The following is a 15,394-nucleotide window of genomic DNA, read 5'->3' as shown; positions in this document are numbered from 1 at the left end:
ATACGATTATTCGAAGGTTTTATTATTCAATTATTTTATAACCCTGATGGCTGAAAACTTATAGTCATTATTGGTTTAAAATTTTCTCTGCTACCAACCGACCACTTTTCATTGCGGCATTCAAAGATGGATTGAGGTGATAATCTCCACAATTATAGGTTCCGTCCTCATTTAGTAAGCTTTCAGAATCAGGATAGTCGATATAAGAATCAATTTCCGGTAATGCTTTTCTTATATGATATATTTTTGCCAGGGTCCAGCTATCTACATTACCAAAGCTTTGGGAAAGCTCCTTTTTTACATCCTCAACTAATTTATCTTCATTTACATCCCTGTAGTCACCGATTAAGGTAACTGATATCAAAGAATTTCCATTTACAGAATAGGAACCCGAAACATCTGACATAACGGTAATGTTATTTACGAGTGAATTTTTATCTGCATTCAGCAATAAAATGGGCCTGTCAACTGGTGAAGTTCCGGATGAAAAATATAGGTTTGTCGTACTCCGCCACTCATCTTTTTGATTTTTATTAAAGCTAAAGATTATAGCCTCTACTTCTATTTGACTTCCATTTTCCAAAATAACTGTATTTCCTTCATGGCTTTTATATCCGTTTTCGGTAAGTAACTCTTCACCGGAAAGTTGCTCAGACAGTTGTTTGCTTATTTCTTCGATTCCAAAAGCAGGAATAGCTGCGTCTCCTTCCGAAAACATTTTAAAAACAAACTCAAACATCCGGCTTGAAGTTCTCAATTCTTTTTCTAAATAAATGCCTGACAAAAAAGGTCTGAAGAATTGTTGAATCATTTTTTCAGAAAAACCAAAATTCCTTAAATATTCAAGAGTCGTCAATTCCTTCTTTGTAAAAATTTCTTCAATTGATATTTTACTGAGTTGTTTTTTTAATTTTAAAATTTTCAACTTATCGGCTATAGTTCCTGCGTCGGAAAACAAGGTGCTAAATAAAGTTGAGGGCATTTTGAAAGGGTCTGATAGTATTGTTTTTTTTCCCTTATTAAAAATAAGAGCTCCGGGTTGGAAGTATCTCAATTTCAATTTACTATAATCCAGCACTTTTTTTGCCTCCGGATAGGCCGTCAATAATACCTGAAAGCCATGGTCTAAGAGAAAACCATCAAATTTATCCGTTTTCACTCTGCCTCCGGGCCTGTCAGTAATTTCGATTACTATAACTTTTTTTCCGGCTTTTTTTAAGTAGTGTGCAGCGGTTAAGCCAGAAATTCCTGCACCAATAATAGCAATAGGTTTGCTCATAGTTAATCGTTTTAAGCAGTAAACGCTTTTTTGTCAGTTTGGTTTTAATCGAAAAACAGAGGTCTAAAGTTTTAGTTTTTCAAATTAATACAAAATTCTGGTTTTGATGGTATTTTTTATATCATTCAGTGCTTTTAAAACTTTTTTTCCACTTCCTTTATCGATGTCCAGCACAACATATCCAATTTCATTTTTAGTATTTAGGTACTGAGCTGAAATATTAGACCCTGCTTTAGCCACCACGCTATTTATTTCAGAAAGCATGCCCGGTACATTTTTGTGAATATGCAGAATTCGGCTGGTATTTTTCTGAGGAGGCAGACTAATTTCCGGTATAGAAAAAGAACCTGTTGAAATCCCCTTATCTATGAAGTCAATAATTTTTGTAGCTACTTCCCGGCCAATATTTTCCTGAGCCTCCAATGTTGAACCACCTATGTGAGGGGTTAAAATAACATTTTCCATGCCGGCCAGGATACAATCAAAGCGATCCCCGTTTTTTTCCGGTTCAATAGGGTAAACATCAATTGCTGCACCTTTAATTCTTTTATTTTCAATTGCTGATTTTAATGCTTTCAAGTCAATTACATTTCCACGACTCAGGTTTAAAATGACAGCACCTTCTTTTATTTTTTCGATATTCTTTCGGTTGATAAAATTTGAAGTTTGTTTACTAAGCGGAATATGCAAAGTAATTATATCAGAAGATTCCAGTAAACTATCCAAAGAGCTAATCTGCTGTGCATTTCCAAGTGCTAATTTTTTTTCTGTATCATAGAAAAGTACTTTCAAGCCTAAGTTTTCTGCCAAAATACTAACCTGAGACCCTATGTGTCCGTATCCAATAATTCCCATAGTTTTACCACGCAGCTCATGGCTGGCTGTGGCTTCTTTTTTCCAAATTCCCCGGTGTGCAGCTGCATTTTTTTCAGGGATTTTTCTCATTAACAAAATACTTTCACCAATAACCAATTCAGCTACTGAGCGGGTATTAGAATAAGGTGAGTTAAAAACAGCTATACCCTCTTCAGCCGCAGCATCTAAATCAACCTGGTTTGTTCCTATGCAAAAGCATCCTATTGCTAATAGTTTTTTTGCATTTCGCAATACAGCTTTTGAAACTTTGGTTTTGGAACGAATGCCCAAAATGTGAACATCTCTAATTTTTTCTTTTAACTCTGATTCTGATAAAGCTCCCGGAATTTCTTCAATATCAGAAAAGCCCGCTTCTGCAAAGGTGATTTTTGCTGTTTGACTAATGTTTTCAAGGAAAAGTATTTTTATTCTATCTTTTGGAAAAGATGTTTTTTTCATGGTTTAATTTTAGAATAAGGGTAAAAGTCTACTATGGAAAAACTTCAATAATCGTTCCGTTTTCTCCGGCTAAATAAGCGGATGTGGTAGAAATCATAAATACACTCTTAAAATGAATATCAGGGATTCCATTAATTTTTTTCCAGGTTTTACCGCTATTTGAAGTATATGCCGTAAAGCCATTTCTCCCGGTAATCATGCCGTGATTTTTATCATAAAAATGAATGCTTTCGGGATTATTTCTGCTGCTAAAAAGGCGATTCCCCTCTAAGACTGTTTGCCAGCTTTCTCCGCCATCAACTGTTTTTAAGACTTTCCCCTGATAACCCAGTAGGAATCCGGCATTTCTGTCAACAAAAAACATATCGATAAAAAAATCTCCCTGAATAGCTGTGTTATGCCAACTTTCTCCGCCATTATGGGTAAACATAAGAACTCCATAACCGGCAGCAAATCCGGTATCCTTATCAAAAAAATGTAAACAGCGAATAGCAGGTTCAAAGGAGCTGCTTTCCCAGTGCGTTCCTCCACTTATGGTTTTGGTAATTTGCCCATTGCTGTAACTTTTGCCACCGGCTAAATAGATAACCGTGTCGTTTGCAATACTTATGTCCTGAAAGGGGTGATAATTTCCATATTGATACAAACTCCAATTTTCTCCTCCATCTAAGGTGCGAAAAATGCGTCCGTCAAAACCTATAACTAATCCAAACAGAGGATTCACAAATCTGATTTTATACAATGCTTTATCAGTTATACTGTCACTTATCCAATTTTCTTCATGGTCTTCTTTTCTCAACCAGAGGCCATCTGTATATCGGTTTCCTCCACAAGCTATCATTCCCAAACCTTCCACATAATAGATGTCTTCTACAGTAATGTCTGTATTTGTTTCATGAGGGATATAGTTATAGCTTACTTCATCAAGTTTTTGACAGGAAAAAAACAAAACAGGCAAGAATAAAAGAAGCAGTTTTTTCATGTCTTTAAGTTAAGCAGTTTTTTCATTTAAAGCGGTTTCTTCAATTGCCTGAAGAATTATTTGAGATGCTTTTTTAGCGGTTTCCAGATCCATTATTAAAGGAGGCGCTAACCGAAGACAATGAGGGGCAAACAAAAACCAATCCGTGATTAAGCCGGATTCAATACATTTACTAATTACATCCCTGTTAAACTTTTCAGACTCAAATTCAATTGCCATAAGAGCTCCTTTTGAACGAAAAGATACAATTTTTTGATGTTTGAGTTCTTTTTTAAATAATGCTTCCAGGCGAAGTGCATTTTCCCACAACTTTTCTCTCAAAATCACCTTTAGGCTTGCCTTAGCCGCTGCGCAACTTACCGGATGCCCTCCAAAAGTTGTAATATGACCTAAAACCGGATTATCGGTAAAGTTATCCATCAGATTTTTAGAAGCGATAAATGTACCTATTGGCATGCCACCTCCAAGTGCTTTAGCTAAAAGCAAAATATCCGGAACAACTCCTGATTGCTCAAAGGCAAACAGCGTTCCGGTTCGTCCCATACCGGTTTGAATTTCATCAAACACTAAAAGCGCCCCGGTTTCATCACACTTCTTTCTAATGCTCTGTAAATATTCCTCCGGAGGTACGGTTACCCCGGATTCTGCCTGTACAGGTTCTATAAAAATACAGGCTGTTTTTTTACTAATTTTTTCTATATCAGAGCTGTTGCCATATTCTATCATTTTGCAGTCCGGCAATAGTGGTCTGAAGTTTTGCTTAAAATATTCATCACCCATAATGCTCAGTGCTCCCTGGCTACTGCCATGATAAGAGCTTTTGCAATAGATTATCTCGCTTCTGCCGGTAACTTTCTTAGCCAGCTTCATAGCACCTTCCGTTGCTTCTGCTCCGGAGTTTACAAAATAACAACTGTTTAAAGATGCCGGTAAATTTTCTGATAATAAATGAGCTAATTCTGATTGAGGATATTGGGCGTATTCGCCGTATACCATAAGGTGCATAAACTTTTCTGCCTGATGTTTTACAGCTTCAACTATTTCAGGGTGTCCGTGACCAAGACTGCTAACACTTATACCTGAAATCATATCCAGATATTTTTTTCCTGATTTTCCAAATAAATAAACCCCTTTTGCTTCTTGTATTTCAAGCATTAACGGAGCTGTAGAAGTTTGAGCTACATGTCTTAGAAATAATTCTCTGTTTGAAATCATAAATTCAAAGTTAAGGATAAAATCAGATTGATAACAAGCATTAGTTTTTAGGAAAACCTGAATTTAAGAAGACTCTTCTTCCAGCGCATACAATATCGGTTTACTGGGACTGACGTCCAGCTCAAAACTGACAATCTGGATATTTAGCAAATACAAACCATCAGGTATGCTTTCAGGAACATAAATCATTTCAGTAATGGTTGCGTCTTCGCGAATTTGGTGGGGATACTGCCAAAAGGCTTTGTGTCCGGCAAGCTTTCCTCCGTCACTTTCTCTGTCAACAGAGGGAAGGTCTGTGAGTAAATGTTTAATATTAGTTTCAGTCGCCATCCATTGAAGTGCTTTCACATCAAAATAAGCCGGATTTTCACCGGTATAGTCATAAATTTTCTTGTTGGGAGTATTTGGCAACGTTCGAATAATAAGTGCCTCTGCATCCTGATAATTGGCAGCAGCATTTTCAATCTGGTTTTTTAATAATACCCGATCTTTATTTTCTGTTTCTTCAGGAGTGAGGCTAATCAGCAGAGCCGGAAACCAGAACCTCCTTAAACACTGGTTTATGGTGAAGGGGCGGTCAGTAATATGACCTACACATTCTGTATGTGTGCCGTTTCCGTGAGGATTTATCTGTACATTAAAAAAGTTTACCGGAGCGCCTTCAGAAACGGCTCCCACGAATTTTCCATCTTCACTTTTCCAGGGCTCTGCATAAAATGGGGGAGCTCCCCAAGCTTTTGGCCCATCAGCATTTACTACTAAAGGAATGGAAATGTCAAGCGGCTTCATTAAATCTGCCTGGTAGCATTTTTTCTCGGAATTATACCAACTTAATTTCATAATAGGGTAATATCAAAAATACTTTAAAGTAAAATCTATCAACCTTTTTGTAAACTTATTATAAGGCGGATGCATAAATTTTGCCAAGCTAAAAACAGTGTTTTGTCGCATAACTGATTTTTCATGAGAAAAAGCTTTGAATCCGAATATTCCGTGAGCATTTCCGATGCCGCTATTATTCACCCCTCCAAAAGGAAGATTCTGATGGGAAACATGTAAAATTGTGTCGTTTACCAAAACTCCGCCTGAAGTGGTATTTTTCAGATAAAACTCAGTGTTTTTATTATTTTTTGAAAAGACATAAAAGGCTAATGGCTTTTCTCTTTTTTGGATAAAATCTACAGCTTCTTGGGGATTTTTATAGGTGAAAACAGGCAAAACAGGGCCAAAAATTTCTTCCTGCATTATTTCGGCATCTTCACTAATGTCAGTTAGTATGGTTGGAGCAATAAAATTTTGTTCTGCCTCTACATTACTGCCATATAGAACCTTTGCTCCTTTTTCAATGGCGTCTTCAATTAATGCGCTTATTCTTTGGTGATGCTTTCTGTTTACTATGCGGCAATAATCACCATTGGAAATGATATCCTGTCCGTCTCTTTCATATTTATCTTTTACAGAAGCAATAATTTCAGTTATTAATTCATCTTTTACTTTTTCATGAACCAAAAGATAGTCCGGGGCAATGCAAGTTTGACCGCTGTTTATTAATTTACCCCAGCTAATTTTTTGTGCAGCATCTTTAATTTTCGCACTTTCGTCTACAATAACAGGAGATTTGCCTCCTAATTCAAGTGTTACTGAAGTCAGATTTTTAGCGGCAGCTCCCATAACAATTTTTCCTACAGCCGGACTTCCGGTAAAAAAAATGTGGTCAAAAGGTAACTTTAGGAGCTCTGCACCTATTTCGTGATCTCCTTCTATAACTGCGACTTCATTTTCCGGGAATACCAACTCAATCAATATCTTTATTTCTGAAGCCGTGTTAGGTGTAAATTCAGAGGGTTTAATTATAACAGAGTTTCCGGCAGCAATAGCTGATACCAATGGCCCAATTGCCAAAAAGAAAGGATAATTCCAGGGTGATATAATCAGTACTCTACCTTTTGGTTCATACATAATTTCAGCTGAAGATCCGAAATGCGTCATTGGCGTTGATACCGTTTCCGTGCGCATCCAGTCAGACAAATGCTTTCTTGTATGCCTTATTTCTGTTAAAGTAGGGTAAATTTCTAAAATATCAACTTCTGACGGTGCCTTTCGGAAATCTTTATATATCGCCTGTTGAATATTTTCCTTTCGTTCGATGATTACATTCATCAATTTTTTCAGCTTTGCCTTTCTTTCTTTGGCAGTCGTGTTTTTTAGTGCTTGTAGATTTAGTTTTTGCAGATTAAAAACTTGCTCACACCTTTCGATATCTGTGTTTTTTGACTTTGGAACAATAACAGCTTCAGCAGATGTACTCATAATTAGTATTTATGTATTAGAAAACCTATTAAATATAACAACATTAGACTTAAATAAAAAGTTGTATTGTTATTTCTTTTTGAGAATTTAGCGTTGGATTTCTTCAAAGCGATAAATCAGACCATTTTTATCATATAAAAAAAGCAGCCCTCTGTCATAGTTTCTCTCTTCGAGAAATTTTTGTGCATCAGCGGGACTTTCTACATAACGAACATTCCTCTTTGCATAATAAACAAGCTGAGGATTTGCCGGAGACTGTTCTATAAAAAAGACAGCATCTTGTTCCTTAAATCGGGCTATAAAATTGCCGTTTTGTTGATATGTTTTATATTCTTTACCCTTTATAGATAGTTCGCCCGGCAAGTTAATCACATAAAAATTCATAACTGAAAAAAGTAATGCAATCACACTTCCCAAATAAAAAGCCTGGGGATTGTTTTTAAATTTTATATATAAAATCAACCATAAAGCACCTGCTAAAAAGGCTAAAAAAGGAGCTAAATAAATCGTTGTAAAATCATGACCGACATAGTTTGGTAAAATAAGATGGATTAGCAAAACCGGAAGTAGAGTTGACAGTAGAAGCTTTATAAAAACTTTTTTATGCTTGAAATTTTTAATCGTCGGATAAGCTAAAAAAGCGGAAGCAATAATAAAAACGATTATTGCAAAGAAATTTACTCCATAATTTACCACAGCAACTTTTAGATGACTGAAAATATTCAAAAAGCTATTTCCGGATACCCCCCTTTGCCCAAATCGTTGAAACCACTCCGCAATTACTGCCTCAGAACCATTTATACGACTATAAAGATAAAATGTAATGCCAATGCTTAGCAAATGGGCCACTCCGAAAAGAACAGATGAAATGACCATTTTTTGCTTTTTCTCCGTAAAAAAAACAGCATGTAACAAAAGCCCGGCAACAAGCAGATAACTAAGCCAGGATGTAAGTCCCCCTAAGAATCCGCTTACTAAAAATAAAGGGAAAGCTAATTTTTGAGAGATAAATGGTTTATCTGTCAACATGTTCCACCATAAAAAAAGAGAGGAGATAAAAAACAGCTGAACCAGCGTATCGGACATATAAACATTTCCCTGAAACCAGAGCGTTGCCGGGTTTAACATATAAATCAGGAAGCAAACGATGCCAAACATTTCTGCATATTCAGGTAATTTAACTTTTCTGATTAGCAGCTTTGCCATGTAAAAAATTAATATTCCGCAGAGCAAATGTATTATCCACTGAAAAAATTGTAAGCCAAAAACATTTGGCGGGGATTGAAAAATATTAAATAAGATATATGGCATATAGTATGCCAGAGGAGGATGTGAAATGTAGTAGTAGTTCCCTTCTTCATCAACCATTTGCATGCTCCCGGTTGCATGATTATTAATGAATTTATTTGCTTCAGCACCATAAGTCATAACAGGAGCAAAGTTGTACTCCGTTATACCGTTTTCCCACCATATATCCATAACACGTAAAGCTACGGCAGTACAAAATTCATGATGATAAGAAAGAGGTCTGTTGGATTGCGGAGAACGGATAAAGCTCACTAATATGAAAGTGAGCAAAAAAATATAAAAGGGTTTTAGGTTTGATTTTAACATTCTGTGTTTATGGATTGCAAAAGTAACAAGGAAGCATTGATAATGCTCAGAAGAATGTTAAAATCTTTTTATCCCGGGATTTATTTCTATCGGGCAGACTCTTCCAATTCTCTGAATTTGTCGTTCAGGTATGTAATGTAGGCGGCCAGCTCTTCAGGGTATTCGATCATCCATTTGTGGATGTTTTCTGTAGGGTCTCCGGCTTCACTTCTCTCAGGAAAGTTTGGAGCATAATTTTGACGTTTTGCTGTAACCACAGGCATGATTTCATTGCTTATTTTTTCTCCGGAATAAGGTAGTTGAAAAAATTTTTGGTGAGCATTCACCAATAAATCATTTCTATCTTCAATCGTCATAGATTTAATTCTTTCCTTTAGTCTGTTTTCAGCTTCTGCCGGATTTAGTGAAAGAAAACTAATCATAAGGGTTATTAGAGCAGTAAACAGAAAAGCGCTATATTTTCTTAGTATCATGATTTTTGTTTTTATTATTCCAAACATCTAACTTAAACAAAAATTTGAACAAATTAAAAAACTGAATACAGTTTTCTACATTTAATTTATTGCCTTAAAGCTCTTTACACATAAAAAAGCAAATTTTCTTTTAAACTCTTTTAATCTTTTGGCAGGTATGCTAACCACTCCCCGTCTACCTTTCTGAGTAAAATCTCATCTTCATTTTCAGCCTGATTACAGCAGTAGGTACATTTAGCATAGTTTCCTTCTATTTCACAGCTAATGGTTTTAACAACCATACCACCATAGTCATCAAAATCATCTTCTGTGCCAAAACTTTTTCTCATACCTTCCACCATATCGAGCATCATTCCGCTTTCTCGGGTTGCATATCTTTTTGCCAGATGTACTTCATTGTTTGACAAATGAGTCAAGAATTTTGTAGCAACTTCTTCAGGACTGTCTTTCCTGTTACATGCTGAAAACATAATGAAAACAGTAAGAAATAAAAAAGTAATGGCTTTCATTTTAAAATTTTAATGGTTAATTTATGTTATATTATTCAGCAATATTAATCTAAAAAAATTAAATAAAACGAAAAAGATGGAAAAAAGAACACCGCTAAAAAGACACGCTGCGCTTATAGAGCTCTCCCGGGATCATCATGACGGACTACTGCTAGCCCAATTAGTTAAAAAAAACGCCCCTGTTTACAGGGATTTGCCTGTAGATCCGAACGATAAAATAACGTATCTAAAGGAACAATTTGAAAAAAAACTAAAACCTCACTTTCAGACAGAAGAAGATATTCTTTTTAAATATACAAAGGGCTACTCTGAAAAAATTGAAATGTTGACAACAGAATTGACAGGGGAACACAAATTAATGAGTTCTTTAATTGAAAAGTTGGATAGTCAAATTCCTGATGTTGAGCTTATGGACACATTTGCCCACACATTGGAAAAACATATCAGAAAGGAAGAAAGAGTTCTTTTTGAAGAAATTCAAAAAACTTTGTCTGAAGAAGAATTAAATGAATTGAGTCGGATGCTAAATAACCGTTAAACCTTATTTTTAAGAGCTTTCATAAAAAACAGGGGCGGCAAATTCATAGGCTCAAAATATTTTTCAACAGTAGTAAACTCTTTTTTGAGAAATTTCATTGCAAAAAATGAATGTTGATAGATGAATAAAATACCGTTTTCACTCAGGCTTTTACAGGAGTTTTGAATTATTTTAGTAACTACCGCTTTGGGTAATAGCGATAAGGGGATGCCTGAAATAATCACATCTACTGAAGCACAGTCTTCCTTTTCCATAAGGGCTTCAATGTTTTCTGCTGAGTCATGTAATACAATTAACCTTTCGTCATCTATTTTATTGAGAATATTAATAAACTCAAGGTTTGTTTCAATGACAATTAATTTGCTGTCTGCCGGTAATCTTTCAAGAATGGCATAGGTAAAAACACCTTCGCCCGGGCCATACTCTACGACCGTTTTTTTGGTCTCGAGATTTAATTTGTCAAGGGCGTTTTTGACTGCTGTATTAGATGTTGGTATTAAAGAAGCAACTTTAAAATCCTTAAAGAATTCTTTGAGAAAAACCAATCTTTTTTTTGTGTTTACCATGTTTTAGAATTAAATACTTCATACGTGATTCACGCATGAATGTTTACATTTATATTTTATTTTCCTTTATATTCCGGAGGTCTTTTTTCTAAAAAAGCTGTAACTCCTTCTTTATAATCGGCTGTATATCCGGCAATTTCCTGCGCATAAGCCTCTTCATTTAGCATTTCCTCAAGATTTTTATGATAAGACTTGTTAAGCATAGACTTTATCAGACCTACTGCTTTGGTGGGTGCTTTTGCATAATAATCTGTAAGCTCTTTAACCGCCCGGTCTAATTGATCTGCCGGTACAACTTTATTGACCATACCAAATTCTAATGCTTCTACTGCGGTAATTTTGTCTCCCTTTGTAGCCAGTTCAAAAGCTCTGTGATATCCCATTAGTCTGGGTAAAAAATAGGACGAGCCCGAATCAAGCACTAATCCGATTTTTATAAAAACTTCAGTCATAACTACATTTTCAGCGGCAATAACTATATCACATGCCAAAGCCAAAGAACAGCCTGCGCCTGCCGCAACTCCGTTTAATCGGCAAATCACCGGTTTGGGCATTTTTCGAATAGACGAAATAATAGGATTATATCTTTTATGGACAGATTCTCCCAGATTTCTATCCCCCAGTTTGCCTTTAATATCTTTTAAATCCTGACCGGAACAAAAGGCTTTTCCTTCTCCTGTTAAAACTAAAACCCTTACATTGTCGTCTTTTGAGGCCTCTTTTAATGCTTTTTGTAAATCAAAACTCATCTCTTCGTTAAACGCATTATAAACTTCAGGCCTGTTAAGGGATATCGTAGCTACCCCATTTTTTAGTTCATACTTTAAAGTATTGTACATAGATTAATTTTATTCAAACTTAGTAATTTTTTAACTGAGTTAAAAAACCACTATTAGTAAATCCGTTTTTTCATTGTAAGTTTTCCAATGAATTTAACTTATTTTGTGCATCTTCCATCTCTTCACCCAGTTTTTCCCACAAGCTTTCTGCCTCAGCTATTTTTTTCTTCATTTCACCATAGACTTTTAAGAGTTCAGGATCCGGTGAAGAACCGTTATAATTTTCAGGGTCAGCTAATTTTTCTTCAGTTTTTTGTTGTTCTTTTTCCAGTTGGGTGATTAAGCTTTCCTGCTTAGAAAACTCGTTTTTTAGTTTTTTTACTTTCTTTGCCAGCTCTTTTTTTTCAAAAAATTGGCTTTGCTTGTCTGAAATCGGTACTTTCTGTTTTGAAGATTGTTGTTTATCTTTTCGCTCCAGCTCTCTGATATCTGAAAGTTTCTCTTTTTCAAGATATTCGTAAATATCTCCCAGATGTTCTTTTACTTTTCTGTTTTTAAATTCAAGGACTTTGTTGGTAAGTCCTTTTAGAAAATCCCTGTCGTGAGATACCACAATTAGTGTTCCGCCAAATGCTAAAAGTGCTTTTTTCAAAACCTCCTTAGAGCGTAAGTCAAGGTGGTTTGTAGGCTCATCTAAAATCAAAAAATTAACCGGATCCAATAATAGTTTTGCCAGGGCCAAACGACTTTTCTCCCCACCGGAAAGTACAGACACTTTCTTGAATACATCATCCCCCGAGAATAAAAATGCTCCGAGTAAACTCCTTGCTTTAGGTCTCATTTTTTCGTCAGCAGCATTTTCAATTACATTTAAAACCGTTTGATTTCCGGCAATTAAATCTGCCTGGTGCTGTGCATAATAACCCACTTTTACGTTATGTCCCCACTCAGCTTTTCCTTCTGTGTGCTCCATATTCTTTGCAATTATCCGCGACAAGGTCGTTTTTCCTTCTCCGTTTCTGCCAACAAAAGCAACTCTGTCAAATCGCTCAAAAAATACATTGATATTATTCAGGACTTTTTTCTCCCCATAAGCATGTCCCAAATTATATGTTTTAAAGATCCACTTGCCGCTGGGAGGAGCTTCAGGAAATGCGAATTTTATATTTTCCAGGTCTTCTTCTTCGGCTTCCGGAAGCACATTTTCCATTTTATCGAGCTTTTTCACAAGTGACTGAGCAAACTTTGCTTTACTGGCTTTTGCGCGGAATCGCTCTACATTTCGTTCCATCTGAGAAATCTTTTTCATCATATTCTCCCGCTCAGACAGCATCAATCGTTTACGCTCTTCTTTTACTTCTTCATATTCCGAAAAATTTCCTTTATGATGATATAACTTGCCATTTACCAGCTCAAAAGTTCTGTTAATAACCTTATCTAAAAATGCACGGTCGTGAGAAACTAAGATAATGGCTCCTTTAAAACTTTTTAAATAAGATTCTAACCACTGAACTGATTCTATGTCAAGGTGGTTGGTTGGCTCATCCAGTAAAACTAAATCCGGATTACTTAATAAAACTTTTGCGAGTTCTATTCGCATTTGCCAGCCTCCGCTGAAATGACTAACCGGTTTATCCAGTTCCTCTCTCAAAAATCCAAGTCCCATTAGTACCTGTTCAACACTTTTGTTTACCTGTTCAATCCCCAAAATTCCGGCGCTTTCATTCAATTGGTGTAACTGATCAAGCGTATCCATATAGTCATCGGATTCAAACTCTTCAAATTTTTGGATTTTATCTTCTACAGCCTGGATTTTATCGATTAAGGCATTTAGCTCTTTGAAAGCTTTTGAAGCTTCTTTTCTTACGGTTTCATCCCCTTCTATGTTTATTTCCTGTTTCAGGAAGCCGATAGAGTAATCTGAGGGTACTTCAACCTCTCCGCTGTCAGGCTTATTTTCTCCGTTTAACAATCTTAAAAGAGTTGTTTTGCCTGCTCCGTTTCTACCAATTAAGCCAATTCTATCGCCGGGATTAACAACGAAAGAAATGCTATCCATGAGAAGTTTTCCTCCTAATGTTATTTCTAAATTATTTGCAAAAAACATAGTCTGATTATGGTTGTTTTATTTTGAGTACCATTCCCGGCCTCAAGGTTCGTGAGTCACTAAGGTTATTGGCGCGCCTAAGGTCGTCAACGCTCACTTCCGGGTATTTTCTGGAAATGTCCCAAAGGGTATCCCCTGAGCGAACCGTATATAGTTCGCAGTCGCATTTTTCCGGATCAATGGTGGCAGAAACACCCGGGTTTGTTCTTTTTGAAGATAAATATGCTCTTTTTTGAGCAAAGTCCATGTCATTAATGCCTCTGTATTTATCCGCATTGCCTTCCGGAACAAAAATGGTTAATCGCTGACCAACTCTTATAATATTACCTCTGATATTATTCCAGTCTCGAATGTCTTGTGCCCTAACGTCATACCACTCAGCAATAAAGCCTATATTATCGCCTTCTTTTACGGTATAATGCAGTCTTACAGAGTTTTCCGGCACTATTGTTCTTTGGCTCGCCGCTTGAGTAACTGCCGGCACAGGATCAACAGGAGCAGCCTTTCTTTCCATTGCAAATAATGTATCTGCATTTGCTTCAAAAGAGGCTAAATACTCTATCGGCAGCTTTAAAGGAAAGCCATTTCCGGACTCAGGGATAAATTTTGCCCTATAGGCAGGGTTTAAATATTCAATTGTTTCTTTTGGAATTCCCAGCTTTTCTGAAATGAGTGAAAACGTAATTCTATCTTTTATCATTATAGTATCTGTTGCCATCCATTGATAATCATTTTCAACCGGCCTAATGTTAAACTTATTATGATAATTCATTACAAAAGCAGCTCCAATAAATGCAGGTACATAGCCCCTTGTTTCGCGAGGGATATAAGGAAGCAACTCCCAATAATTTCTTTTTCCCCCCGACCTGCGAATGGCTCTGTTAAGATTCCCCGGCCCGCAATTATATGCAGCTAATGCCAGCAACCAGTCTCCATAAATGTTGTGTAAGCTTTCCAGATAATTTAAAGCCGCTTCAGTAGCTTTATAAGGGTCGCGTCGCTCATCCACAACAGAATTGATAGTTAGCCCCAGCATTCGTCCGGTAGGTTGCATAATTTGCCATATTCCCGTTGCTCCAACTCTCGATACTGCATGGTTGTTTAAGGCTGACTCTACAACCGGAAGGTACTTTAATTCATGTGGCATTCCTTTTCTTTCAAGGGCTTCTTCAAAAATCGGGAAATAGGTTTCTCCAAGAACTAACATATGAGCTACTTGCTGCCTTCTTTGATATGCGTATAATTCAATAAATCTTTTAACTCTGTTATTGAACGCAAAGGGCATTACAACCGGCATTTGCCTCAACCAGGCATGCAATGTTGAATCCGAATAATGGGGTAATGCGCTTGTGTCAAAACCAAAAAAATGTGCCTGATTTTCAGACTTATATCCCTTGTATAGGTTAACTAACATACTATCAAGGGTACAAGCCACGTAAAAGGATTCCTCTTCAAATTCTTCAGTAGTATAAGCAAGAGATGCCGTGTCAGATTTTACATCAACACTTTCATAAACCGGCATTAAATCACCGGCAAATAAACTACTGCTAAAAATGAGGGTTATAACAGTAATACTGAGTTTTTTGAATTTAAGCATTGATTTTTTGTTTAAAACGGTGTTTTAAGTTTTAAATTTCCCCAATTTATATATTGAAATTGCAAATTTCCGCGAAAATAGTGAGACCACAAAGACCTTAAATAGATTTAT

14 protein-coding genes are annotated in these 15,394 nt (G+C 36.3%); 1 reads left to right on the top strand and 13 read right to left on the bottom strand.

The window, feature by feature from the left end; translation table 11 throughout:
• Positions 1-67 precede the first annotated feature (67 nt).
• From EA412_09670 to EA412_09630, 9 genes are all read right to left on the bottom strand, one after another.
• Positions 68-1,279 carry an FAD-dependent oxidoreductase gene (locus EA412_09670; protein ID TVR77959.1) on the bottom strand — a complete coding sequence of 404 codons (1,212 nt, stop codon included), beginning with the start codon at positions 1,277-1,279 and terminating at the stop codon, positions 68-70.
• Positions 1,280-1,363: 84 nt separating this feature from the next.
• Entirely contained in the window at positions 1,364-2,593 is a 1,230-nt protein-coding gene (locus tag EA412_09665) for a phosphoglycerate dehydrogenase (GenBank protein ID TVR77958.1), read from the bottom strand.
• A gap of 31 nt (positions 2,594-2,624) precedes the next feature.
• Positions 2,625-3,575 (bottom strand): hypothetical protein, encoded by a 951-nt coding sequence (locus EA412_09660; GenBank protein TVR77957.1) that lies wholly within the window; start codon positions 3,573-3,575, stop codon positions 2,625-2,627.
• A gap of 9 nt (positions 3,576-3,584) precedes the next feature.
• On the bottom strand, positions 3,585-4,790 hold the full coding sequence (locus EA412_09655; protein ID TVR77956.1) for an aspartate aminotransferase family protein: 1,206 nt from the start codon (positions 4,788-4,790) through the stop codon (positions 3,585-3,587).
• Between the two features lie 63 nt (positions 4,791-4,853).
• Positions 4,854-5,630 carry a cyclase family protein gene (locus EA412_09650; GenBank protein TVR77955.1) on the bottom strand — a complete coding sequence of 259 codons (777 nt, stop codon included), beginning with the start codon at positions 5,628-5,630 and terminating at the stop codon, positions 4,854-4,856.
• Positions 5,631-5,642: 12 nt separating this feature from the next.
• Complete coding sequence (locus tag EA412_09645; GenBank protein TVR77954.1) at positions 5,643-7,100, bottom strand: aldehyde dehydrogenase family protein; 1,458 nt, start codon at positions 7,098-7,100, stop codon at positions 5,643-5,645.
• Positions 7,101-7,187: 87 nt separating this feature from the next.
• The gene (locus EA412_09640) at positions 7,188-8,714 is read right to left on the bottom strand and encodes a hypothetical protein (GenBank protein ID TVR77953.1); all 1,527 of its coding nucleotides are present in this window, start codon (positions 8,712-8,714) and stop codon (positions 7,188-7,190) included.
• A gap of 86 nt (positions 8,715-8,800) precedes the next feature.
• Entirely contained in the window at positions 8,801-9,214 is a 414-nt protein-coding gene (locus tag EA412_09635; GenBank protein ID TVR77952.1) for a hypothetical protein, read from the bottom strand.
• A 113-nt stretch (positions 9,215-9,327) separates the two neighbouring features.
• Positions 9,328-9,696 (bottom strand): hypothetical protein, encoded by a 369-nt coding sequence (locus tag EA412_09630; GenBank protein TVR77951.1) that lies wholly within the window; start codon positions 9,694-9,696, stop codon positions 9,328-9,330.
• Between the two features lie 76 nt (positions 9,697-9,772).
• Between EA412_09630 and EA412_09625 the strand changes: the two genes are divergently transcribed.
• On the top strand, positions 9,773-10,234 hold the full coding sequence (locus EA412_09625; GenBank protein TVR77950.1) for a hemerythrin domain-containing protein: 462 nt from the start codon (positions 9,773-9,775) through the stop codon (positions 10,232-10,234).
• Here the strand turns inward: EA412_09625 and EA412_09620 are convergent.
• The 4 genes from EA412_09620 to EA412_09605 form a co-directional block, all read right to left on the bottom strand.
• The gene (locus tag EA412_09620) at positions 10,231-10,800 is read right to left on the bottom strand and encodes a methyltransferase (protein TVR77949.1); all 570 of its coding nucleotides are present in this window, start codon (positions 10,798-10,800) and stop codon (positions 10,231-10,233) included. The genes EA412_09625 and EA412_09620 overlap by 4 nt on opposite strands.
• A gap of 56 nt (positions 10,801-10,856) precedes the next feature.
• Positions 10,857-11,639, bottom strand: a complete 783-nt coding sequence (locus EA412_09615) for a 2-(1,2-epoxy-1,2-dihydrophenyl)acetyl-CoA isomerase (GenBank protein TVR77948.1) — start codon at positions 11,637-11,639, stop codon at positions 10,857-10,859.
• 70 nt (positions 11,640-11,709) lie between these two features.
• Positions 11,710-13,686, bottom strand: a complete 1,977-nt coding sequence (locus EA412_09610) for an ABC transporter ATP-binding protein (protein TVR77947.1) — start codon at positions 13,684-13,686, stop codon at positions 11,710-11,712.
• Between the two features lie 7 nt (positions 13,687-13,693).
• On the bottom strand, positions 13,694-15,283 hold the full coding sequence (locus EA412_09605) for a LysM peptidoglycan-binding domain-containing protein (protein ID TVR77946.1): 1,590 nt from the start codon (positions 15,281-15,283) through the stop codon (positions 13,694-13,696).
• Between the last annotated feature and the right edge of the window lie 111 nt (positions 15,284-15,394).

The organism is Chitinophagaceae bacterium (assembly GCA_007695095.1).
GTDB lineage: Bacteria > Bacteroidota > Bacteroidia > Chitinophagales > REEL01 > REEL01.
The sequence above is the reverse complement of the archived record's forward strand: the minus strand, read 5'-3'. Positions and strand labels throughout refer to the sequence as shown.